Annotated in this window: 17 protein-coding genes and 1 tRNA gene; 10 read left to right on the forward strand and 8 right to left on the reverse strand. The window is 72.4% G+C overall.

What is annotated here, in order from left to right:
• Positions 1-2: 2 nt before the first annotated feature.
• Genes ACWGKI_RS03340 through ACWGKI_RS03350 form a run of 3 tightly spaced genes read right to left on the reverse strand, consistent with a single transcriptional unit; the run spans position 3 to position 3,535 of the window.
• Positions 3-1,580 (reverse strand): glycoside hydrolase family 31 protein, encoded by a 1,578-nt coding sequence (locus ACWGKI_RS03340; RefSeq protein WP_452184671.1) that lies wholly within the window; start codon positions 1,578-1,580, stop codon positions 3-5.
• A gap of 42 nt (positions 1,581-1,622) precedes the next feature.
• Positions 1,623-2,384 carry a hypothetical protein gene (locus tag ACWGKI_RS03345; RefSeq protein ID WP_452184673.1) on the reverse strand — a complete coding sequence of 254 codons (762 nt, stop codon included), beginning with the start codon at positions 2,382-2,384 and terminating at the stop codon, positions 1,623-1,625.
• The gene (locus tag ACWGKI_RS03350) at positions 2,381-3,535 is read right to left on the reverse strand and encodes an ROK family protein (RefSeq protein WP_452184729.1); all 1,155 of its coding nucleotides are present in this window, start codon (positions 3,533-3,535) and stop codon (positions 2,381-2,383) included. Before ACWGKI_RS03350 ends, ACWGKI_RS03345 begins: the two co-directional genes overlap by 4 nt.
• 172 nt (positions 3,536-3,707) lie before the next feature.
• On the opposite strand from ACWGKI_RS03350, the gene ACWGKI_RS03355 reads away from it, so the two are divergent.
• From ACWGKI_RS03355 to ACWGKI_RS03365, 3 genes are all read left to right on the forward strand, one after another.
• Complete coding sequence (locus tag ACWGKI_RS03355; protein ID WP_452184675.1) at positions 3,708-4,619, forward strand: carbohydrate ABC transporter permease; 912 nt, start codon at positions 3,708-3,710, stop codon at positions 4,617-4,619.
• Positions 4,616-5,521 carry a carbohydrate ABC transporter permease gene (locus ACWGKI_RS03360; protein ID WP_452184677.1) on the forward strand — a complete coding sequence of 302 codons (906 nt, stop codon included), beginning with the start codon at positions 4,616-4,618 and terminating at the stop codon, positions 5,519-5,521. Before ACWGKI_RS03355 ends, ACWGKI_RS03360 begins: the two co-directional genes overlap by 4 nt.
• Before the next feature lie 90 nt (positions 5,522-5,611).
• On the forward strand, positions 5,612-6,940 hold the full coding sequence (locus tag ACWGKI_RS03365; RefSeq protein ID WP_452184679.1) for an ABC transporter substrate-binding protein: 1,329 nt from the start codon (positions 5,612-5,614) through the stop codon (positions 6,938-6,940).
• 324 nt (positions 6,941-7,264) lie between these two features.
• Here ACWGKI_RS03365 and ACWGKI_RS03370 read toward each other — a convergent pair whose 3' ends face one another.
• The 4 genes from ACWGKI_RS03370 to ACWGKI_RS03385 all read right to left on the reverse strand — a co-directional run bounded on the left by ACWGKI_RS03370 (position 7,265) and on the right by ACWGKI_RS03385 (position 9,381).
• Positions 7,265-7,723, reverse strand: coding sequence for a hypothetical protein (locus ACWGKI_RS03370; protein ID WP_452184681.1), 459 nt, complete (start codon positions 7,721-7,723; stop codon positions 7,265-7,267).
• Positions 7,724-8,335: 612 nt separating this feature from the next.
• Positions 8,336-8,412 (reverse strand) — tRNA-Val (locus ACWGKI_RS03375).
• A 77-nt stretch (positions 8,413-8,489) separates the two neighbouring features.
• Positions 8,490-8,966, reverse strand: coding sequence for a peroxiredoxin (locus ACWGKI_RS03380; protein WP_452184683.1), 477 nt, complete (start codon positions 8,964-8,966; stop codon positions 8,490-8,492).
• A 4-nt stretch (positions 8,967-8,970) separates the two neighbouring features.
• A complete protein-coding gene (locus ACWGKI_RS03385) occupies positions 8,971-9,381 on the reverse strand; it encodes a DUF3052 domain-containing protein (protein WP_380244017.1) in 411 nt (136 codons plus the stop codon).
• 381 nt (positions 9,382-9,762) lie between these two features.
• On the opposite strand from ACWGKI_RS03385, the gene aceE reads away from it, so the two are divergent.
• On the forward strand, positions 9,763-12,510 hold the full coding sequence (gene aceE, locus ACWGKI_RS03390; protein ID WP_452184685.1) for a pyruvate dehydrogenase (acetyl-transferring), homodimeric type: 2,748 nt from the start codon (positions 9,763-9,765) through the stop codon (positions 12,508-12,510).
• A gap of 137 nt (positions 12,511-12,647) precedes the next feature.
• Here the strand turns inward: aceE and ACWGKI_RS03395 are convergent, their stop codons facing one another.
• Positions 12,648-13,322 (reverse strand): hypothetical protein, encoded by a 675-nt coding sequence (locus ACWGKI_RS03395; protein ID WP_452184687.1) that lies wholly within the window; start codon positions 13,320-13,322, stop codon positions 12,648-12,650.
• A gap of 97 nt (positions 13,323-13,419) precedes the next feature.
• On the opposite strand from ACWGKI_RS03395, the gene ACWGKI_RS03400 reads away from it, so the two are divergent.
• From ACWGKI_RS03400 to ACWGKI_RS03425, 6 genes are all read left to right on the forward strand, one after another.
• Positions 13,420-14,664 carry a PucR family transcriptional regulator gene (locus tag ACWGKI_RS03400; RefSeq protein WP_380245437.1) on the forward strand — a complete coding sequence of 415 codons (1,245 nt, stop codon included), beginning with the start codon at positions 13,420-13,422 and terminating at the stop codon, positions 14,662-14,664.
• Positions 14,665-14,791: 127 nt separating this feature from the next.
• The gene (locus tag ACWGKI_RS03405; protein ID WP_380245436.1) at positions 14,792-15,772 is read left to right on the forward strand and encodes an ACP S-malonyltransferase; all 981 of its coding nucleotides are present in this window, start codon (positions 14,792-14,794) and stop codon (positions 15,770-15,772) included.
• On the forward strand, positions 15,769-16,800 hold the full coding sequence (locus ACWGKI_RS03410; RefSeq protein ID WP_380245435.1) for a beta-ketoacyl-ACP synthase III: 1,032 nt from the start codon (positions 15,769-15,771) through the stop codon (positions 16,798-16,800). Before ACWGKI_RS03405 ends, ACWGKI_RS03410 begins: the two co-directional genes overlap by 4 nt.
• Before the next feature lie 126 nt (positions 16,801-16,926).
• Entirely contained in the window at positions 16,927-17,178 is a 252-nt protein-coding gene (locus ACWGKI_RS03415; RefSeq protein ID WP_079574895.1) for an acyl carrier protein, read from the forward strand.
• A gap of 117 nt (positions 17,179-17,295) precedes the next feature.
• Entirely contained in the window at positions 17,296-18,549 is a 1,254-nt protein-coding gene (locus tag ACWGKI_RS03420) for a beta-ketoacyl-[acyl-carrier-protein] synthase family protein (protein ID WP_452184691.1), read from the forward strand.
• A 170-nt stretch (positions 18,550-18,719) separates the two neighbouring features.
• Positions 18,720-23,280: choice-of-anchor G family protein (locus tag ACWGKI_RS03425; RefSeq protein WP_452184693.1), on the forward strand; the 4,561-nt coding region annotated here is incomplete at its 3' end.

The following is a 23,280-nucleotide window of genomic DNA, read 5'->3' on the forward strand; positions in this document are numbered from 1 at the left end:
GGTCACACCCGGCGGAACACCGGGATGCTGTCGATGCCGACCGGCACCTCGACCGTCGCCGGACCGGAGATCGTCTCACCGGACGCACCCCTCCAGTCCCCGTCGGGCAGGACCACCGACCGCACGGTGGCACCCGGCTCGACCACGGGGGCGACGAGGAGGTCGGGGCCGAGGAAGTACTGGTCGGTGACGTCCTCGAGACCGGGAGCGTGGTAGGCCATGTGCCGGACCACCGGCTCGCCGGTGGCGGCAGCGGCGTCGACCAGCTCCATGAGGTCGGGCAGCAGCGACTGGCGAAGGTTCACCGCCGCGCGCACCGCCGGGAGGTGCGCGTCGTCGAGCGCGCGGGCCGGTGAGAGGGAGAACTGCATCATCGGCGACAGGGCCGCGACCTGGGCGTAGCGGACGAACAGCTCCTGGTCGACGACCTCGACCTCGCCCATCGACCCGACCTCGCCGCCGCCGACCATGTCCGGGCAGGTGAACGGCATGCCGAGCAGCCCCTGCGCCACCATGGTCGGCACCAGCGACCGCACCGCCTCCCAGGTCGGAGGCTTGTCCTGGACCCGCTGCGCCAGGGCACGGCCCCCGGTGGCCCAGGAGGCGCGCATCTCGTTGAACGCGAACTCCTCGCCCAGCGCCGACCACGCCTTGACCATGTCGACGGGCTCGTACCCGTGCGCCTGGTCGTCGAGGCGGTAGTCCTGCAGGTCACCGCCGTCCATCTTGAACCCGTCGATCCCGTACCGCTGCTGGAGGGACCGAAGCCTCGTACGCATCCAGTCGACGGCGTCCGGTCGCGAGAGGTCGAGCAGTGCCGAGAGCCCGTTCCACCAGCGCCGCACGACGGTCTGCCCGTCCGCGCCTCGCAGCAGGAGGCCGAGCGGCTCGAGCTCGCGGAACGCCGCCGAGTCGGGGCTGATCCACGGCACCACCCACAGCATCACCGAGCAGCCGAGGGCGTGGAGCTCGGCGACCATCGCGGCGGGGTCCGGGAAGCGCGCCTCGGCGAACTCCCAGACGCCGTAGTCCTCGGACCACATGTCGTCGACCATGACGACGCCCGGAGGCAGCCCGTCGTCCAGGAGCTCGCGGACGTACGCGACTACGGCGTCCTGGCTCGGCCGGTACGGCATCTGGATCCATGAGTTGTACTGCGGGCCGGTGAACAGCGCCCGTGCGGGCGCCACGCCCGTGGCAGGGAAGTGCGCGCGCGCCGCCGCCTGATAGGCGTCGCGCAGCGTGTTCCCGGGGTGCCGGACGACGACTCCCCGGCCTTCCAGGGCGAGCCGGTCGCCGGAGAAGGCGAAGGCGAACGGCCGTGCGGACCAGACGTACCGGCCGGCGCTGGAGACCAGGACGGGCGCGGACTGGTTGGTGCCCGCCTCGACGGCGAGGTCGCGACTGTGCGGCTCGACGCCGAACGGCATGGCCGGCCCGTCCGCCGCGAGGCCACCCCACCAGCGCTCGCCGGGCAGCAGGCCGAGCTCGGTCCGCTCGGTCCGCTCGGTGCACTCGGTGGGCTCGGTCAGCGCGGTGGCCTCGCTGAGGCCGGACGGGTCGGTCTGGGTCGTGGTCATCGTCGTCCTTCGTCGGTCGGAGGGGGCAGACGCGGCACGCCGTCAGCACCCGAGGCTGGCGAGGTGCCCGGTGGGTTCGGTCCAGTGCGCGCCGCTGCGCAGGGTGCTTGCGACGAGGCGCTCCAGGCTCGTGCTGGGGTGCACCTCGGCACGGTCGCGGACCTCCGCGACCGGTCGGCGGAAGACGAACCGGGCGACGGCGCGGTCGCCGTCGGTCACGTCGTCCTCGGCGGGTGCGGGCTCGCCGTCCGCGATGTCGAACCGCGCCCGGAACCGCACGAGGTTGCTGTCCGGTCGGAGCTCTAGCACGCGGCGGTCGAGCAGCCAGGACGTACAGGTCATCGGCGCGTCGTCGAGCAGCCTGCGGAGCCCGGTCAGCGCCTCGTCGACGGCCGCGGCGGCCAACGGGCCGGCCTCGGGCACGTGCAGCGCGCGTCCGTGCTCGCCGGGCACCCGCTCCGCCTGGAGGCGACCTACGCCGACCACGTCCGCGCGCAGCAGACCGAGCAGCCACGGGGTGTCGATGTCCCCGTCGTACCACCGGACCTTGCGCCCGACGTCGGCGAGCGTCTGCACGGCGACCTGGTCCGGCAGGCCGAGGCCGCGGTACCGGTCGACGGACTCCTCGACGAGCTCCACGAGGGCGGGGACCGCGCGCCGGGCCGGGAGGTCCGAGACGTCGGGTGCGGTCGCGGCGTGGAGCGCGCCCCGCAGCCGGTCCGTCACGTCCGGCTCAGCCGGTGACGCGACCCAGGGGTGGCCGTCGAGGCCGAGCAGCCCGGCGCGCGCGTGTGCCCCGATCACCGGAATCCCTGGGCGGGCACCGCGAGGACCGTCGTCGAGAAGTAGGTCTTCTCGACCTCGTCGAGGGCGAGCCGGACGGCTCCTCGCGCCACGTGGTCCCCGCCGAGCGTCGAGACACGCACCTGCGGCATCCGGATCACGTTGGCGCGCACCCGTGCCGAGAAGGCGTCCACCCACTGGTCGGCCCAGCGCGCCTGCCCGCCGCCCACGACGAGGACCTCGGGGTCGGTGGTCAGCGTCAGCGCCGCGGCACCGGTCGCCACGTCGCGCGCATAGGCCTCGACACGTTCCTGGGCCTGCGTGTCCCCCGCCCGCGCCGCGTCGAACACGGCGCGGATGAGCTCCTGCTGCTCCTGGAGGGAGATGTCGTCGTCCTGCCCCGTGAGGTCCTCCAGTGCCCGGAGCCAGTGCACGTCCGGGAGGGCACCGATCTCCCCCGCGATCCCGGCGTGCCCCCGCAGCAGGCGTCCGCTGACGAGGGCGGCGGCGCCGGTGCGGACGCTGGCCAGCACGAAGACCACGTCCTGCGAACCCTGGGCAGCGCCCCAGGTCGACTCGGCGAGCAGCGCCGACATCACGTCGTTGACCACCTGGACGGTCCAGCCGAAGCGGGCACGCACGTGGGCCACCAGGTCCACGGAGCCCCAGCCCGGCAGCGGCCCGCCGGGGAGGGTCGCACCGGTCGGGGTCACCGGGCCCGTGAGGGCGACGGCGGCCGCCCACACGGCCGTGGCGTCGAGCCCCGCCTGGTCGAGCAGGCGGGCCACGACGGAGTCGAGAGCGGCGAGCCGCTCCGGAGGCAGCGCCTCGGGCGCGACGGCGGCCTCGTCGGACGCGATCACCGCACCCGCCAGGTCGGTCAGGACCGCGGTGACGCGGTGCAGGCCGACGTCGACGCCGACGAGCCGGCCGGCCTCCACCCGGAACCGGAAACGTTGCGGGGGACGCCCCCCGCTGCCGTCCGGCACGGGGTCCTCGACGGCGACCCAGCCCAGCTCCTCGAGCTCCTCGAGGAGCGAGATCACGCTGGGCCGGGACAGACCGGTGTGCTCGATGACCTGCGCAGTCGTGGGTGTTCCCAGGGTGCGGACCGCCTCGATCGCCGTGAGCAGATGGCGTGCGCGGACCTGATGGACTCGTGCCAGGGCGATCTCCTCCTTGGGGTCTGTCGAGGCAGGACTGTACGGGCTGGGAGCCGCGACATCGAGGCACGACGTGCCTGCAGGGCTAGTTCTATCAAGTCATTGACAAAACCGGTAGCCCCCTGGTTCAGTTCCCGCGTTGGTTCATCTCGGCGGGCTGGCCCCGCCACAAGGAGGCTCGATGAAGAGGGTCGCCAAGGCCGAGTCCTTGCCCCGCAGACGCGGGGTGCGCCGCGCAGACCGCTCCGCGGCCGCGTTGCTCCTTGCCCCGGCGCTCGCCGGGTTCGCCGTGTTCTACGTCTATCCGACGATCCGCGGCATCTACTACTCGCTCACCGACTTCAACCTGCTGAACGAGCCCCGGTTCGTCGGTGCGGAGAACATCACCACGATGCTCGCCGACCCCGACGTCTGGTCGGCGCTGCGCGTCACGGCCGTCTTCGCGGTCGCCAACATCGTGCTCGGCACCTTCCTGGCGCTGGTGCTCGCCGCACTCATGCAGCGCCTGCGGCTGCGCACCTGGGTCCGCTCGGTCCTGCTGCTGCCCTGGCTCGTGCCCAACGTCGCCATCGCCCTCATCTGGGGCTGGCTCCTCGACTCGAACCTCGGGTATCTCAAGAGGCTCCTCGACTCGATCGGACTGCACGGGTTCACCTTCTACAACCCGGACGCAGCCCTTCCCATCCTCGTGACGATCTCGATCTGGTCCGGGCTCGGCTACACGGCCCTCCTGCTCTACGCGGGCATGCTCCAGGTCCCCGCGGACCTCTACGAGGCCGGCGCTCTCGACGGCGCGACCGAGTCACGCATGTTCTTCGCGATCACCATGCCCCTGGTGCGCCCCGTCGTCGCCCTGGTCCTCGTCATGAGCCTGATCGGCTCCTTCCAGGTCTTCGACCTGGTCCAGGTGGGGTACGGCAACAACCCGCTGCCCGAGGTCCGGGTCATCTACTACTTCATCTACCAGCAGGCGTTCTCGTTCTTCCGGATGGGTTACGCCTCCGCCGTCTCGCTCCTGCTGGTCGTCATCCTGGGCGTCTTCACCGCCGTCCAGATGCGCCTCATGCGAGCCAACCGATCGGACCTGGCATGAGTGCGCCGACCATGACCGGCACCCGCCGGCGTCCACCCCTGGGGCGCGTCGTCGCGTGGGCCTTCCTGGCGATCGTCGTCGTCGCGACCGTCTTCCCCTTCTACTGGATGGTCCGCACCGCGCTGACCCCCGCCACGGAGCTCGTGGCCGACGCGTCGCAGGTCTGGCCGACGAACCCCACCACGGTGAACTTCGCGCGCGTCCTCGGCCTGACGTCGCTCGAGGAGGCGGTCGCCGCGGGCGGCACCGGCGCCTCGATCGACTTCCTGAGGTACACGATCAACTCGCTGCTGTACGCGGGGTCGATCGCCGTCGTCCAGACCCTGTCCTGCGCCGCCGCGGCCTACACCTTCGCCCGGCTCCGCTTCCCCGGACGGGACGTCGTGTTCGGCATCATCCTCAGCGGACTGCTCATCCCGGGCATCTTCACGCTGCTGCCCAACTACGCGCTCGTACGCCAGCTCGGCCTGATCAACACTTTCGCCGGCCTGGTGACCCCCGCGCTCCTCGTCAGCCCTTTCACCATCTTCTTCCTGCGACAGTTCTTCCTCTCGCTCCCCCGCGAGGTGGAAGAGGCGGCGATGATCGACGGCATCGGCCCGGTCGGCCGGTTCTTCCGGATCACGCTGCCCATGAGCACCGGCCCTCTCGCCACGATGATGCTCATCACCCTCGTGGGCATGTGGAAGGACTACCTCTGGCCGCTGGTGGCCGCCAACGGCGAGGGCACCCGCGTGCTGACCGTCGCGCTCGGTGTGTTCCAGCAGCAGTCCCCCAACACCACCCCGGACTGGACCGGGCTCATGGCGGGCTCGACCCTCTCGGTCGTCCCGGTGCTGATCCTGCTGATCTTCCTCGGCAAGCGGCTCGTCCAGTCGATCAACTTCTCCGGCGGCAAGTAGCACCTCTGCGGGCACCTTCGCCTGCTCTCGGCTCCGCCCTGCTCTCCCACCCACGCCCCGCCGGGGCGACCATCCCTGAGAGGAACCACGATGAAGAGGTTCAGGTCCGTCACCGCGCTCGGCGCCGTCTCGCTCCTCCTGCTGGCCGGCTGCTCGTCCGCCGGCTCGGACGGAGGTTCCGGCGACGTCGAGCTGAACTACTGGATGTGGGACGACACCCAGGTGCCGCTCTACCAGGCGTGCGTCGACGACTTCGAGGCCGCCCACCCCGGTGTCACCGTCAAGATCACCCAGACGGCGTGGGCGCAGTACTGGCAGAACCTGAGCACCCAGGTCACCGCCGGCACCGGTCCGGACGTGTTCGTCAACCAGATCTCGTACTTCCGCCAGTACGCCAGCACCAACCAGCTGCTGGACCTCAGCCAGACCGAGTCCGACGTCGACTTCGACGCCTTCAAGCCCGGGCTCGCCGACCGGTGGGTCTACGACGGCAAGCGCCTCGGCCTGCCGAAGGACTGGGACACCGTCGGGTTCCTGTATGACTCCAAGGCTGCCACGAAGGCCGGCTACAGCGCCGACGACATGAACGCCCTGACGTGGAACCCGGACGACGGGGGAACCTTCGGCAAGTTCATCAGGTCCACCTCGGTGGACTCCGCAGGGAGGACTGGAGACGACCCCGCCTTCGACTCGTCCGACGTCGCCGTCTACGGCTTCTACCCCGAGTGGGCCGACGGCGCCACGGGCCAGAACGGCTGGGGCAACCTCGCGGCCGCGAACGGCTTCGAGTTCTTCACCGACCCCGCCGACCCGGCGTCGGTGGACTTCTCCTCCCCCGCACTGGTGGAGACCGCCGCCTGGATCCAGAAGCAGATCGAGGCCGGCTACATGCCGCGCTTCGACGAGACGTCCTCGCTCGGCACCCAGGCGGTCCTGGAGAGCGGCAACGTCGCCTCGTCCTTCGCCGGGTCGTGGATGGCGTCCACCTACCTCGGCGACGACGAGTCGATCGACTTCGCGTTCGCCCCGGTCCCCGAGGGGCCCGAGGGTCGCAAGGCCGCCACCAACAGCCTCGCCGACTCGGTCTGGACGGGGACCAAGCACCCAGAGGAGGCCACCGACCTCGTCGCCTACCTGGCCTCGTCGGACTGCCAGAGCAAGGTCGGCGACTTCGGCAAGATCTTCCCGGCCACCACGGCGGGCACCGACGCCGCGCTCGCCGCCTGGAAGAAGGACGGGATCGACCCGACGCCGTTCGTGTCCGTCGTGGACGCGGGCGACACCTATCTGATCCCGGCCTTCGAGAAGTCCGCCGAGATCTCCGTGGCCGTCCAGGACGCCATGCAGAACATCGCCCAGGGCGCCGACCCCGAGAAGGAGCTCAAGGCCGCGAACGACGCCGTCAAGGCGCTCTTCTGAGCCGGGCGAACCGGTCACCTCGGTGAGTGGTTGACCGTCAGGTCACCGTCCGCGAGCAGCAGGATCCGCGCCGCAGGGTGCGAGGCAGCGACAGCGTCCTCGCACCCTGCGGCGCGTGGCGCATTCGTGCAGCGGACCGCGCTCGGACGGCAGGCGCGGTGCAGCGGCAGTGCGAGGTGGGCCCGGAGGGACTCGAACCCACGATTTCCACACTGACTCGAGCAGGTAGGTGTACCCCTGCCCGGCCGAGATCACTCGCATCGAGACCATCACACCCGACAGGTGTGCGACGCGCGCCCTCAATCAGGATCTACCTCAGTCTTTTCACGCGCTGTACGCCGCCGATGTACCCCAACGCATGCGGGGCTTCCAGGGCATCTCCAGCATCGCTGCGAGGACACCGGTCTTGCTGTCCTTCATGACCGTCCCGTCGGGCAGCGGAACGCGGTACGACCGCACCCCGCGGCCCGTGCCGACCTCGATCCGTCCGGCCGCCGCAGCCTCAAAGATCGCGCGCACCACGACCACGCTCTCCAGAGTCCGCGGCAGTTGCCACCCTGGGCACCCGCCCAGTCCGACGACGACGCCGTCCGCGTCCTGCATCACCCAGACCTCCACCGAGCCGTCGGTCGACGAGCTCACTGTGAGGCCCTCGACCCCGCCGTCGACCGTCGGACCTGAGATCTCCGCTCTGTCACCCAGTTCGCTCCGCAGCGTCGACGCCAGCCGGCGTAGCTCGGTCGTCACCTCATCGTCGGGCAGCTCGCCGCCTCCGCGCTTCATGCAGGAATGATGCCGCAAAGGTCCGAGAGCTCAGGATCCCGCCCGTGCGGACTCGACCAGCCGCGGGTGCCAGACGTGTGGAAGCCCAGGTTCGGTCAGGCCGGCGAGGGCCTCGTGCGGGGTCGGTAGGGATCACCAGGAGGGGTTACACCTCGAGGTCGACGACGGCCCGACGGAAGGGTGCGGGGCATCGCGCGCCTTCAGCATGCCGGAGGCAAGGCGGTACGGCTCTGGCAGGGACGCTCCGAGGGCGCGGCGTCGGCCCGTGCCTGGAGGCGCCAGCCTCACAGGTATCAGTCGGGACCAGCGCTGACGCCCTCGCAGCAGGACGAACATCGTCCGACCAGAGCGCTGTCCGTCGCCGGCCCACCGATGAGAGAACCCGGCAGATCGCAGAGACAACTCGCCGTTCACTCGAGCCAAGAACACCCAGCACGCCATTGGCCACCACCGTCGACGAGCCTCGCGGAACGCCCGAAGTCGGGGTGCGCGGTCGTCGTCTCGGTCCCGCGGGAATCTGGCGGAACTCCAGGGGACCATCTCGGTCCGTTCGGGTCCGGAGTGCACGACGACGGTTAGCGAACCTTCAGGTCAACGCGACATTTTCCCTGGTGGTGGGCCCGGAGGGACTCGAACCCCCGACATCCACGGTGTAAGCGTGGCGCTCTGACCAGCTGAGCTACAGGCCCTGGCAGCGCAGGCAAGAATACCGGTCGCGAGGCCCCCCGCTGCACATCACGGCACGCCGACGCCGCCGGCTCCCGGGTCAGACGTCGGCGAGGGCCGCCCGGTAGGACTCCAGGTCACGGCGCTGCCCCCGCGGGTTGACGACCGACCAGCGCACGATCCCGTCGGCGTCGACGAGGAACGACCCGCGCAGGGCGTGCCCGCTGGTGGCGTCGAAGACGCCGTAGGCCTCGGCGACGGCGCCGTGCGGCCAGAAGTCGCTGAGCAGGTCGAAGCCGAACCCCTCCTGCTCGTGCCACGCCTTGAGCGCGAACACCGGGTCGGTGGAGACGGCCAGGATCCGGACCCCTGCGGCCTCGAAGTCCTCGATGTTGTCCCGCAGCTCGCACAGCTCTCCGGTGCAGATGCCGGAGAAGGCGAAGGGGAAGAAGACGACCAGCACGTTCTCGCCGCGCAGGTCGGCCAGGTGCACGGGCGTCCCGTGCGTGTCGGGCAGGGTGAAGTCCGGTGCGGGGTCACCGGGACCCCACCGCACCTCGGGGGCGCTGCCGGTCACCGGCTCAGCGTCCCCGGCCTCGGTTGGCGAGCTTGGTGGCCGACCAGTCCGACGCGACCGCGAACGTGCTCGTGGCGTGCAGGCCGGCCGTGGTCGCGGCCTCCTGGATCTCGTCGTGACCGACGTGGCCGTCGCGGCCGGGCTTCGGCGTGAGCAGCCAGACCAGGCCGCCGTCGTCCAGCACGGTCAGGACGTCGACCAGCATGTCCGTCAGGTCGCCGTCGTCGTCGCGCCACCACAGGATGACGCCGTCCGTGACGTCGTCGTAGTCCTCGTCCACCAGCTCGCTGCCGATGACCTCCTCGACCGCGGTCCGGAGCGCGTCGTCGACGTCGTCGCCCCACCCGTACTCCTGCACGACCTGACCGGCCGCGAACCCGAAGCGAGCTACCGGGGATTCCGCCTGCTTACCCACGTTGGACCTTCGTTCCTCTCCGTCTGACCACTGTTGACGCGTACCGACGCGCGCGCGAAGCGTGACGCCGGTCGTGTGCGCCAACGTAGTCCACCCGAAGCGACCGCGCCCGGCAACCCCCTGGGCGCTGCCGGTTTGCCGGACCCGGCCCGGACAGTGACCTCCGCAACATCCGTGGGGCCCGGCATGACGTAGATCACGGATCCTTGACCGCCCGATGGTGTTCCCCCGGCCCGTCTGGGGACACAATGAGTGATGACCACCCGTTCGTGGTCCGCACCGTCGCGACCACGCGTCGCGGTGCCCTCACGACGGGATGCCTGACACGGACCGGAACGGCGACCACGTGCCGTCACCGTCCGAAGATGAGAGAGGTTGCTGGTGGCTTCGTACGACGAGACCGGACCGTTGATCAACGGCCTGCTCAGCGCCGTCCCGGACATCGACCCCGCCGAGACCGGCGAGTGGGTCGAGTCGTTCGACGGCCTGATCGACGACAAGGGCGGCCCGCGGGCGCGCTACGTCATGCTCAACCTGCTGCGCCGCGCGCGCGAGCGCAACGTGCACATCCCTGCGTCGGTGGCGACCCCGTACGTCAACTCGATCGCCGTGCACGACGAGCCCTACTTCCCGGGCGACGAGGCGATGGAGCGTCGCTACCGCTCCTGGATCCGCTGGAACGCCGCCGTCATGGTGACGCGCGCGCAGCGCCCCGAGGTGGCGGTCGGCGGTCACATCTCCTCGTACGCGTCGGTGGCGACGCTGTACGAGGTGGGCCTGAACCACTTCTTCCGCGGCAAGGACCACCCCGGCGGCGGCGACCAGGTGTACTTCCAGGGCCACTCCTCGCCCGGCCAGTACGCCCGCAGCTTCCTCGAGGGCCGGATGTCCGCCGAGACGCTCGACGGCTTCCGCCAGGAGAAGTCGCACGCCGGTGGCGGCCTGCCGTCCTACCCGCACCCGCGCATGCTGCCGGACTTCTGGGAGTTCCCCACGGTCTCCATGGGCCTCGGCCCGGCCTCGGCGATCTACCAGGCGTGGACCAACAAGTACCTGCACAACCGCGGGATCAAGGACACCAGCCAGCAGGACGTCTGGGCGTTCCTCGGCGACGGCGAGATGGACGAGCCGGAGTCGCGCGGCATGCTGCAGCTCGCGGCGCACCAGTCCCTCGACAACCTGACCTTCGTCGTGAACTGCAACCTGCAGCGCCTCGACGGCCCGGTCCGCGGGAACGGCAAGATCATCCAGGAGCTGGAGGCCCAGTTCAAGGGCGCCGGCTGGAACGTCATCAAGGTGATCTGGGGCCGCGAGTGGGACGCGCTGCTCAACGCGGACAAGGACCGCGCCCTGGTCAACCTCATGAACGCCACGCCCGACGGCGACTACCAGACCTACCGTGCGGAGTCCGGCGCGTTCATCCGCGAGCACTTCTTCGGCCGCGACCCGCGGACGAAGGCGCTCGTCGAGAACATGACCGACGACGACATCTGGAACATGAAGCGCGGCGGCCACGACTACCGCAAGATCTACGCGGCGTACTCCGCGGCGCGCGCCCACACGGGCCAGCCGACGGTCATCCTCGCGCAGACGGTCAAGGGCTACGCCCTCGGGTCGAGCTTCGCGGGCCGCAACGCCACGCACCAGATGAAGAAGGTCAAGAACGAGGACCTCAAGGCCCTGCGCGACAACCTGCGGATCCCGCTGACGGACGAGCAGATCGACGCCGACCCGTACCTGCCCCCGTACTACCACCCGGGGATGGACGACGAGGCGATCCAGTACATGCTGGAGCGCCGCCGGCACCTGGGCGGGTTCCTGCCCGAGCGCCGGACGACGCAGAAGCCGCTGACGCTCCCGGAGCCGAAGTCGTACGAGATCCTCAAGAAGGGCTCGGGCACCCAGCACGTCGCCAGCACGATGGCGTTCGTGCGTCTGCTCAAGGACCTCATCAAGGACAAGGAGTTCGGCAAGCGCATCGTGCCGATCATCCCCGACGAGGCCCGCACCTTCGGTCTGGACGCGATCTTCCCCAGCGCCAAGATCTTCAACACGCAGGGGCAGAACTACCTCGCCGTGGACCGCGAGCTCATGCTGAGCTACAAGGAGTCCGAGGCCGGGCAGATCATGCACACCGGCATCAACGAGGCCGGTTCGGCCGCCGCCTTCCAGTCCGTGGGCACGTCGTACGCGACGCACGGCGAGGCCATGGTGCCGGTCTACATCTTCTACTCGATGTTCGGCTTCCAGCGGACCGGCGACCAGTTCTGGGCCGCCGGCGACCAGCTCGCCCGTGGCTTCATCATCGGCGCCACCGCCGGTCGCACCACCCTGACGGGTGAGGGCCTGCAGCACGCCGACGGCCACTCGCCGCTCATCGCCGGCACCAACACGGCGATGGTGCAGTACGACCCGGCGTACGGCTACGAGATCCGCCACATCATGCGTGACGGCATCGAGCGCATGTACGGCGACGGGTCCGACGGCCGCGACCAGAACGTCATGTACTACCTCACGGTGTACAACGAGCCGATGATCCAGCCGGCCGAGCCGGAGGACGTGGACGTCGAGGGCATCCTGCGCGGCATCCACCGGATCTCGACGTCCGAGACCGAGGGCCCCAAGGCTCAGCTCCTCGCCTCCGGCGTGGGCGTGCCGTGGGCGCTCGAGGCGCAGCAGCTCCTCGCCGAGGACTGGGGCGTGTCGGCCGACGTGTGGTCGGTGACCAGCTGGAACGAGCTGCGTCGCGACGCGCTCGCCGCCGAGAAGGACGCCCTCGTCAACCCGACCGCCGAGCCGCGCACGCCGTACGTGACGCAGAAGCTGTCGGGCGCCCAGGGTCCGTTCGTCGCCACCAGCGACTACGACCACCTCGTGCCGGACCAGATCCGCGCCTGGGTGCCGGGCGACTACGCGGTGCTCGGTGCGGACGGCTTCGGCTTCTCCGACACGCGTGCCGCCGCGCGGCGCTTCTTCCTCATCGACGGCCCGTCGATGGTGGTCCGGACGCTGCAGCAGCTCGCCCGTCGCGGCGAGGTTCCTGCCGACGTCGTCGCGAAGGCGGTCGAGAAGTACCGCCTGCTCGACGTGAACGCCGGCACGTCCGGCGTCGCGGGCGGCGACAGCTGACCCTCCCGAGGGACCACAGCCGGTCGCCCAGGTAGCACCAAGTAGCACCAAGTAGCACGGGGCCCCGAGCCAGCTGGCTCGGGGCCCCGTCTGCGCTGTCTGGGCGACCTGCCGCGCGACGTCGGCGACGTGGTGCGCTACCTCGGCGTGGTGGGCTCCCGTGCGGCGATGATGCGGCTCAGCTCGGCACGCAGCTCCTCGGTGCCCGGGTGCAGCGTCAACGACTCCAGGTGCTGGCGGGCCTCGGCGTAGCGCTCCGCCTCGAGGGCCGCGAGCACCAGATGACGGCCCACCTCCGGCGTGTGCTCCCGCACCCGCCAGTGACCGATCCCGAGACCCAGGGCCTCGGTGGGCATGCGGGCCTCCCGCAGGATCGCGAGGCCCTCGGCGAGCGCCTCGCCGCTCGCGTCGCGCGAGGCGGCGGTGGCGAGCCGACGGGAGGCACCCTCCGGGTCGTCCACGACGGAGAGCCGGCCCAGCTCGAGCAGCGGGCGCCAGGCGCGCGGGTGGCCGGCGAGCTCCTCGGCCAAGGACCACACGGCGAGGTCGGCGGCCCGCTGCTGGGCGGCCTCGTCCGGCGGGGCGGTGAGCGGGTCCTCGGCGTTCGGCGACTCCGCCGCCCGGCGGCGCACGATCTCGGCGAGCGCGCGGAAGGCCCGGGCGTCGTTCGGGTCGTCGGTCAGCATGGTTCGCAGGGCGTCCTCCTGCAGGTGCTCCCCGTGCGACTCCGAGGGCGACTGTCGACGTGCCGCCACGGTGGAGGCAGAGAAGGGCCGGCGCAGCAGCTGCCGGAGCCGGGGCAAGAGGGCCATGGGACCGACACTATCCAAAGACCGGCCCTCCGGCTGGGCCCCGCGTCGAGCGTCCCTGTTTGTGCACTCCCCACAACCTCGCCCGTATCCTCGACCCATGACGACCACCGGCACCCCGGCCTCGACGGCGCGCGGGACGAGCCCCACAGGCGGGGGCGCCGCGGAGGACGGCGGCCCGAGCCCCGTCAGCCGGGGCGAGAACGTGCAGCGCGTGCGGGAGGGCCTGGGGCTGCTCACGTCCGCGGCGATGCGCCGCCTCGACGAGGAGGTGCACTGGTACCGGCAGCTGCCGGCCGAGGACCGCTCCTACGTCGCCCTGGTCGCGCAGTCCGGCATCAACGCCTTCGTGAGCTGGTTCGCCGAGCCCACCCCGACGCCCCACGGCGTGGGCGAGATGTTCGCGGCCGCGCCGCCCGAGCTCACGCGCTCGATCTCGCTGCAGCACACGCTGCAGCTCGTGCGTCTCATGGTCGACGTCGTGGAGCAGCACTCGGACGAGATCGCCGCTCCCGGGTACGAGCGGGACCTGCGCGAGGCGGTGCTGCGCTACTCGCGCGAGATCGCGTTCTCGGCCGCCGAGGTCTACGCGCGTGCGGCCGAGGTCCGCGGGGCGTGGGACGCGCGGCTCGAGGCGCTGGTCGTGGACGCCCTGGTGCGGGGCGACGGCGACGACGCGCTGCGGTCCCGCGTCTCGGCGCTGGGCTGGAGCGGGCGCGGTCAGGCGCTCGTCGTGGTGGGCGAGGCGACGACGCGGCTCGACGACGTGCGCACGGCGGAGCTGCGGAGGCTGGCACGGCGCGCCGCGGGAGACGCCCTCGTGGGGATCCACGGCGACCGGCTGGTGCTCGTCCTGGGCGGCGAGGGCGACCTGGTCGCCGCGGCCACGTCGCTGCTCGACCGGTTCGGCCCCGGCCCCGTCGTCATCGGCGGCGTCGTGCCCGACGTGTCCGACGCCCCCGCCTCCGCTGCCGCAGCCCTCGCCGGCCTCGCCGCGGCGCCCGCGTGGCCGCAGGCCCCCCGGCCGGTCCTGGCCGACGAGATCCTGCCGGAGCGTGTCCTGACCGGCGACGTCACCGCCCGCCGCACGCTCGTGGCGCAGGCGTTCCGGCCGCTGCAGGAGGCGTCGGGCTCGGTGCTCGAGACGCTGTCCGCCTACCTCGGCACGGGCCGCTCGCTCGAGGCCGCCGCCCGCCGCCTGTACGTGCACCCCAACACCGTGCGCTACCGCCTGCGCAAGGTCTCGGAGATCACCGGCTGGGACCCGCTCGACGCGCGGGAGTCGTTCGTGCTGCAGATCGCCCTCGCCCTCGGCCAGCTCGAGGGCGGCGCCACGGGCGGCTGAGGCGCCGGCACGGACGGACGTGGGGCGACCGACAGAGCGCGTGTTGGAGGAATCCCACAATCGGTATCCGCGAGGTTCGTGCGGGTCGCGACGACGCGCCCCCGCGGCGGGGTGACACCGTGGGGGCGTGCTCGCCGTCGTCTGCCCTGGACAGGGCTCTCAGACCCCCGGGATGCTCAGCCCCTGGCTGGAGCTGCCCGGCACCGCCGACCTGCTCGACTCCTTCTCCGCCGCGGCCGGGACCGACCTCGCCCAGCACGGGACGACGTCGGACGCGGACACGATCCGCGACACCGCCGTGGCCCAGCCGCTCATCGTGTCGTCGTCGCTCCTCGCGCTGCGGGCGATCCTCGACGGCCGCCCCACGACCGAGGTCGTGGACGTCACCGCGGGTCACTCGGTCGGCGAGCTCAGCGCTGCCGCGGTCTCGGGCGCGCTCGACGACGCCGGCGCCGTCGGCCTGGTCTCGCACCGCGCGCGGGCGATGGCGGAGGCCGCCGCGGCCGCGCCGTCGGGCATGAGCGCCGTCGTGGGCGGCGACCCCGAGGAGGTGCTCGCCTCCATCGAGGCGGCCGGGCTGTTCCCCGCGAACGTCAACGGCGGCGGCCAGGTCGTCGCGGCCGGCGACCTGGACCGGCTCGCCGCCCTGGCCGCCGACCCGCCGACGCGCGCCCGCGTCATCCCCCTGCAGGTCGCGGGCGCGTTCCACACGCCCTTCATGGAGACCGCCCGCGTCGCGTTCGAGCAGGTGGCGACGGGCTGGCTCGCCACCGACCCGCGCCTGCCCCTGCTGTCGGACGCGGACGGCGCCTCCTACGACGCGCTGGCGCCCGGCTCCCACGGGCACGGCACCGCCGCCGACGTCCTGGCCCGGCTCGCCGCCCAGGTCACCGCGCCCGTGCGCTGGGACCTGTGCCAGGAGACCCTCGCCGAGCGCGGCGTCACCGGCATCCTCGAGCTCGCCCCCGGCGGCGTGCTCACCGGCCTGGCCAAGCGCGCGCTCAAGGGCGTCGAGTCGGTCGCGGTGAAGAGCCCGGACGACGTCGCCGCCGCACGCGACCTGATCGCCCGCCACTCCGTCGTCGCCGGCGCGGGGACCACCGCGTGACCGTGCCCCCGGCGTCCCCCGCGTCCCGCCCCACGCTGCGGCAGGCCGAGCCGGTCCGCTTCTCGCGGATCCTCGCGATCGCCGGCGAGCGCGGCGAGCGCGTCGTGACGAACGACGACGTGGCCGGCCCGATCGACTCGTCCGACGAGTGGATCCGCCAGCGCACGGGCATCGTCACACGGCGGTACGCCGCGGCCGACGTCGACGTGCTCGACCTCGCGGAGGCCGCCGCACGCAAGGCGCTCGGCTCCGCCGGGCTGACCGGCGCGGACGTCGACGTCGTGATCCTGTCGACGGTGACGTACTTCCACCAGACGCCCGCGGGGGCCGCCGTCCTCGCCGAGCGGCTGGGTGCGACGCCCGCCGCGGCCTACGACGTGTCCGCCGCCTGCGCCGGGTACGCCTACGGGATCGGCCAGGCCGACGCGCTCGTGCGTTCCGGCGCCGCGCGGCACGTGCTCGTGATCGGTGCCGAGAAGATGTCCGACTTCGTCGACCCCACCGACCGGTCGATCTCGTTCCTGCTGGGCGACGGCGCAGGCGCTGCCGTCGTCGGCCCGTCCGACACCCCGGGCATCGGCCCGACCGTCTGGGGCTCGGACGGCGCGAAGTCGCAGGCCATCTCGCAGACCCGCGGCTGGTCCGACCTGCGGGCGGAGCCGACGGCCGGCTGGCCGACGCTGCGCCAGGACGGCCCGACCGTCTTCAAGTGGGCCAGCTTCCAGATGGCACCGGTCGCGGCGAAGGCGATGGCGGAGGCGGGCGTCGAGCCCGAGGACGTCCAGGTCTTCGTGCCCCACCAGGCGAACATGCGCATCATCGACCAGCTCGTGAAGCAGCTGCGGCTGCCCGACAGCGTCGTGGTCGCGCGTGACATCGCCGACACCGGCAACACGTCGGCCGCGTCGATCCCGCTCGCCACCGAGCGCCTGCTGGCCGAGGGACAGGCACGCTCCGGCGACCTGGCCCTGCAGATCGGCTTCGGCGCGGGACTCGTCTATGCGGCACAGGTCGTGGTGCTGCCCTAGCCAGCGGTCCGGTTCCGGGCGGATCTGCGCCCGGGTCGTGACCGACCCCCGTGGTGCGGGACAATCGCACCGCAACACCCCACGGTGCCGGACGGCCGGTACCCCGTTCAAGGAGAGACGCACCCCATGGCTTACACCTCCCAGGAGATCCTCGAGGGCCTCGCCGAGATCGTCGCCGAGGAGACCGGTCTGCCCACGGACGCGGTCGTGTCGGAGAAGTCGTTCACGGACGACCTCGACATCGACTCGCTGTCGATGATGACGATCGTGACCCACGCCGAGGACAAGTTCGGCGTCCGCATCCCCGACGACGAGGTCAAGAACCTCACCACGGTCGGCGACGCCGTCTCGTACATCGAGGGTGCGCAGGCCGCGTGACGCCGCCGCGGGGCGCACGCCCCGCCGCGCGGGCGGGCCGGGGACCCCGGCCCGCCCGGCAACGCATCGAGCAGCACCACACCGCACACCCGCTCTCACCACAGGAGTGACCCACCCATGACTGCCGCACCCGCCTCGCGCGACGTCGTCGTCACCGGCCTCGGCGCCACCACCCCGCTCGGTGGCGACGCCCCCAGCACCTGGGCCGCGGCCCTCGCGGGCGAGTCGGGCGCGCGCACCCTCGACAACGACTGGGCCGAGAAGTACGGGCTCCCGGTCACCTTCGCCGCCACCATCAAGGTCACCCCCGACCAGGTGCTCTCCCGCCCCGAGACCAAGCGCATGGACCCGTCCACGCAGTACGCGATGGTCGCGGCCCGGGAGGCCTGGCAGGACGCCGGCGCCCCCGAGGTCGACAGCGAGCGGCTCGGTGCGGTCGTGTCGTCGGGCATCGGCGGCATCTGGACCACGCTGGACGGCTGGGACACCCTCAAGGAGCGCGGCGCGCGCCGCATGCTCCCGATGACCGTCCCCATGCTCATGCCCAACTCCCCCGCCGCGTACGTCTCGATGGAGTTCGGCGCCAAGGCCGGGGCGCACGCCCTCGTGTCGGCGTGCGCGTCCGGCGCCGAGGCGATCGGGTACGGCGTGGACATGATCCGCAGCGGCCGGGCCGACATCGTCGTGTGCGGCGGGACCGAGGCGACGATCCACCCCATGCCGATCGCCGCCTTCGCGGCCTCGCGCACGCTGTCGCTGCGCAACGACGACCCGCAGCGCGCCTCCCGCCCCTACGACGTCGACCGCGACGGCTTCGTCGTCGGCGAGGGCGCCGCCGTGCTGGTCATCGAGAGCGCCGAGCACGCCGCCGCCCGCGGGGCGCGGGTCTACGCGAAGATCGCGGGCGTCGGCCTGTCCGCCGACGCCTACCACATCACCTCCCCGGACCCCGAGGGCACCGGGCAGGTCTCGGCCATGCGCCGGGCCCTCGAGGAGGCCGGCGTGACGTCGCGCGACGTCGTGCACGTCAACGCGCACGCCACCTCGACCAAGGTCGGCGACCTCACCGAGACCGCCTCGATCCGTACGCTCATGGGCGGCGAGGCCGACCACGTGCGCCTCTCCGCGACCAAGTCCATGACCGGTCATCTGCTCGGTGGCGCGGGCGCGCTCGAGACCCTCTTCACGGTCAAGGCGGTGTCGGAGCGGCTTGCCCCGCCCACCATCAACGTCGAGACCCCGGACCCCGAGCTCCAGGTCCCCCTGGTGCGCGACACCCCGGAGAAGCTGCCCGACGGCGACATCGTCGCGCTCAACAACTCCTTCGGCTTCGGAGGGCACAACGTCGCCCTGACGATCACGAACGTCTGACCTACCCGAAACATCCCCCTCGGGCGGTCGGCCCGACGTCTCACGAACGCCCGAATATTTCACCCGGGCGGAGTTTTCCTCGGCGTGCCCACATGTCTCAGGCAACTTAGGTTGGCGCCTGAGGCCACCAACGTGGGTGGGCTGCAGGGCAAGGTCCAAGGGGGAGACCAGTGGTACGTGCGCGCCGTCATGCCAGGCAAGATCGACCAGGAGCCCAGCAGATCGGAGCGGCTCCCCCGCCCCGGTCACGACGACGCAGCGGCCACGACGCCCTGCACCGGCTCACCGCCGGGGCGGCCTCAGCCGCCGTCCTCGGGGCGCTCGCCTTCGCGGGCGCCCCGAGCGCGGCGGCCGCCCCGACCGACGTCTCCGAGTCCCTCGGCAAGTTCCTGGGGGGCGACGTCGTGCTCGGGGGCGTCGACCTGGACGCGATCGCGGAGGTGGAGGGCGCCAAGGCGGCCTACCCCTCCGGCGACGGGCTGGACACGAACCCGCTGTCCGCGGACGTCCTCGACGCCCTCGGGGTGAACCTCACCGACACCCTCCAGCTCTTCGGCCCCAACGGCGTCGTCCAGCTCGGCGCGGTGAACCAGTACGCCGCCGCCGACGCCGACGGCGCGACCGCCGCCTCGGGCGCCGTCACGGACCAGGGCGGCATCTCCGTAGGCGGCTCGGAGCAGTTCCCGGCCGACGCCACGGTCTCGCTCACCCCGCTGGTGCCGGACGACCTCCAGGGATCGACCGTCTCCCAGCTCGACCTCTCGCTCGGGGCTCTGTCGGCCACGGCCCAGGCCGAGCCGGGATCGACGACGGGCGACTACCAGATCGCCGGCGCGACCGTCGACCTGACCAGCCCGCTGGTCGGCGGCGTGTACACGCAGCTCCAGGACGCCATCGCGCCCGTCCAGACCTCCCTCGACGGCCTGTCCGACACCCTCACCACGGCGGTCGAGGGCACGCTCGGGCTCCTCGACGCCTCGCCCCTCACCCAGGCGACCAGCACCGTGGACGTGACCGTGCCCGACCTGAGCACGGTGCTGCCGTCGGGCTTCGTCGGTGACGGGGCGGTCCAGGTCAACCTGCAGACCGGTCAGGTCTCCGTCGACCTCGAGCAGCTGCTCGCCGACGACCCCGACCTGCCGGACCTCAACGAGCTCCCGGCCAACACCGAGATCCTCGACGGTGCCGTCGTCGCCGCGATCGCCGACGCCGTGACCAGCACGATCACCTCGATCGTCCAGGACGTCGCCGACGGCGTCCGCACGGCTGTGGAGAGCGCCGCGGTCTCCCTCGACGTCACCGTCGGCGCCCGGCTCCTGCCCACCGGGCCGTACGCCGACGTCCTCGGCATCACCCTGGACGCCCCGCTCTCGGCCATCGACGACGGGACCGCGACCGCGAGCGTCGACGTCCTGGGCACCCAGGCGCTGCTCGACGTGGTGCTGGGGGTGCTCGGCACCTCGACGGACGCCCTCGCCAGCACGATCGTCAACGCCCTCCTGGCTCCGGTCGGCGCGGTGTTCACCCTCGTCGACACCCTCGAGACGACCCTCGACGGCATCACCGGCCCGCTGGCGGCGGACGTCGTCGGCCCCGTGCTCGACGTCCTGACCGGCGTCGTCTCGCTCACCGGCAACGTCCAGGAGCAGCCCGGAGACCTGCCGGCGCAGGACCCGTCGGGAGGCGAGTCGTTCACCGAGCGCGCGCTGTCCCTGCGTCTGCTGTCGTTCGGCACGGGCGACGACCTGGCGACCGTCAACCTCGCGTCGGCCACGGTGCGCGCCGTCGAGGCGCCGTCGATCACCGTCGACCCGGCGACCGTCCAGGCGGGTGCCGAGACGACGGTCTCGGGCACGGGCTTCGCGCCCGAGACCGACCTGGCCGTGCAGCTCACCGACGCGGCCGGTGACCCTGTCGGTGACCCGGTCGCCGTGACGACGGACGGTGCCGGCGCCTTCACGGTGCCGCTGCCCGTCGGCGCCGGCACCGACCCCGGCGACTACACCGTCACCGCGACCGGTGACCCGTCCGGCGTCGTGCCGACGGCTCCGCTCACGGTGACGGCGGCCCCGAGCATCACCACCGACCCGGGGATCGTCCCGGCCGGCGGCACCACGACCGTCACCGGCGAGAGCTTCACGCCCGGCGGCGACGTCTCCGTGCAGCTCACGGACGACGCCGGTGACCCGGTCGGCGACCCGGTCACCGCCACGGCCGGCGACGACGGCACCATTGAGGTCGACCTCCCCACGGACGCCGGCACCGCGCCGGGCGACTACACCGTGGTGGCCACGGACACGAGCACCGGCGCCGTCGCCGACGCGCCGTTGGTCGTCACCGCCGCACCGACCCTCGCCCTCGTCCCCACGACCGTCATGCCGGGCGGGACCACCACGGCGGACGGCGACGGGTTCACGCCCGGCGGCGACGTGAGCGTCCAGCTCACCGACGCCGCCGGTGACCCCGTCGGCGAACCGGTCACCGTCACCGCGGAGCAGGACGGCTCGTTCAGCACGCCGGTGGTCGTCCCGGACGGGACCGCCGCGGGCGGCTACACGGTCGTCGCGACCGACGTCACCGGGGCGTCCGCCGAGGCGGACCTCGCCGTCGTCGTCCCGACCATCAGCGCCGACCCGGCGACCGTCCCGGCCGGCGGCACCACGACCGTCACCGGCGACGGGTTCACGCCTGGCTCCGAGGTGAGCGTCCAGCTCACCGACGACGCCGGCGACCCCGTCGGCGACCCGGTCACCACCACGGCAGGTGACGACGGCACCATCGAGGTCGACCTGCCCACGGACGCCGGCACCGCGCCGGGCGACTACACCGTCGTGGCGACCGACCCCGCGGGCCTCACGGCCGACACACCGCTGGAGGTCACGGCCGCCCCGACGATCGCGGCAGAACCGGGGACCGTGCCGGCCGGCGGCACCACCACCGTCACCGGGGACGGGTTCACGCCCGGCTCCGAGGTGAGCGTCCAGCTCACCGACGACGCCGGCGACCCCGTCGGTGACCCGGTCACCACCACGGCAGGTGACGACGGCACGATCGAGGTCGACCTGCCCACGGACGCCGGGACCACGCCCGACGACTACACGGTCGTCGCGACCGACGTCACGGGCGCCACGGCGCAGACGACGCTCACGGTGACCACCGCCCCGACGCTGGCCACCGACCCCGGGACCGTCCCGGCGGGCGGCACCACCACCGTCACGGGCACGGGCTTCACCCCGGGGTCCGACGTCAGCGTCCAGCTCACCGACGCGGGCGGCGACCCCGTGGGCGATCCCGTCACCGTCTCGGCCGGCGCCGGCGGGGAGATCACGACCCCGCTGACGGTCCCCGACGACGCGACAGCCGGCCCGTACACGGTCGTCGGGACCGACGTCACCGGCGCGACCGCGCAGGCAGACCTCGTGGTGACCGGGGAGCCGGCCATCGAGGCCAACCCCGGCACCGTCCCGGCGGGCGGCACCACCACGGTCACGAGCGGAGGCTTCACGCCCGGCTCCGAGGTGAGCGTGCAGCTCACCGACGCCGACGGCGACCCCGTCGGTGAACCCGTCACCGCCACCGCGACGGCGGACGGCGTTATCGAGGTCGGCCTGCCGATCGACTCCGGCACCACACCGGGCGACTACACGGTCGTCGCGACCGACGTCACCGGTGCCACGGCCGAAGCGCCTCTGGCAGTGACCGCGGCCCCGACGATCGCCGTCGACCCGACGACCGTCCCGGCAGGCGGCACCACCACGGTGACCGGCGACGGCTTCACCCCCGGCGGCGAGGTCACTGTCCAACTGACGGACGCTGACGGCGACCCCGTCGGCGATCCGGTCACCCCCACGGCGGGAGACGACGGCACCATCGAGGTCGACCTCACCGTGCCCGCCGGCGCCACACCGGGGCAGCACACCGTCGTGGCCGAGGACTCCACGGGCGCACCGGCGCAGACCCCCCTCGAGGTGACCGCCGCGCCGACGCTGTCGGCGGACCCGGGCACCCTGCCGGCGGGGGGCACCACCACCGTGACCGGTGACGGCTTCACCCCCGGGTCGGACGTGAGCGTCCAGCTCACCGACGACGCGGGCGAGCCCGTCGGCGATCCCGTGACCACCACGGCGGGAGACGACGGCACGATCGAGGTGGACGTGCCCGTCCCGGCCGACGCCGCTCCCGGCGACTACTCGGTCGTCGCGACCGACGTCACCGGAGCCACGGCCGAAGCGCCTCTCACGGTGACCGCGGCGCCGACGATCTCCGTCGACCCGGCGACCGTCCCGGCGGGTGGCACCACCACCGTGACCGGCGACGGCTTCACCCCCGGCGGCAAGGTCACCGTCCAGCTCACCGACGCCGGCGGCGACCCCGTCGGCGACCCGGTCACCACCACGGCGGGCGAGGACGGCACCATCGAGGTCGACGTCACGGTGCCCGCCGACACCACCCCCGGCGACCTCACGGTGGTCGCCGAGGACTCCACGGGAGCCGCGGCGCAGACACCGTTGGAGGTCACCGCGGCGCCGACCATCGCCGTCGACCCGACGACCGTCCCGGCAGGTGGCACCACCACCGTGACCGGCGACGGCTTCACCCCCGGCGGCGAGGTCACCGTCCAGCTCACCGACGACGCCGGCGACCCCGTCGGCGACCCGGTCACCACCACGGCGGGCGAGGACGGCACCATCGAGGTCGACGTCACGGTGCCCGCCGACACCACCCCCGGCG

The sequence above is a fragment of the Isoptericola sp. NPDC055881 genome, assembly GCF_053615895.1.

Excerpts from the sequence above, each read along its gene's own strand:
- ACWGKI_RS03340 (WP_452184671.1), bottom strand. The coding sequence starts at position 1,580 with ATGACCACGACCCAGACCGACCCGTCCGGCCTCAGCGAGGCCACCGCG.
- ACWGKI_RS03420 (WP_452184691.1), top strand. The coding sequence starts at position 17,296 with ATGACTGCCGCACCCGCCTCGCGCGACGTCGTCGTCACCGGCCTCGGC.
- ACWGKI_RS03365 (WP_452184679.1), top strand. The coding sequence starts at position 5,612 with ATGAAGAGGTTCAGGTCCGTCACCGCGCTCGGCGCCGTCTCGCTCCTC.
- ACWGKI_RS03360 (WP_452184677.1), top strand. The coding sequence starts at position 4,616 with ATGAGTGCGCCGACCATGACCGGCACCCGCCGGCGTCCACCCCTGGGG.
- ACWGKI_RS03355 (WP_452184675.1), top strand. The coding sequence starts at position 3,708 with ATGAAGAGGGTCGCCAAGGCCGAGTCCTTGCCCCGCAGACGCGGGGTG.
- ACWGKI_RS03415 (WP_079574895.1), top strand. The coding sequence starts at position 16,927 with ATGGCTTACACCTCCCAGGAGATCCTCGAGGGCCTCGCCGAGATCGTC.
- ACWGKI_RS03395 (WP_452184687.1), bottom strand. The coding sequence starts at position 13,322 with ATGGCCCTCTTGCCCCGGCTCCGGCAGCTGCTGCGCCGGCCCTTCTCT.
- ACWGKI_RS03370 (WP_452184681.1), bottom strand. The coding sequence starts at position 7,723 with ATGAAGCGCGGAGGCGGCGAGCTGCCCGACGATGAGGTGACGACCGAG.
- ACWGKI_RS03400 (WP_380245437.1), top strand. The coding sequence starts at position 13,420 with ATGACGACCACCGGCACCCCGGCCTCGACGGCGCGCGGGACGAGCCCC.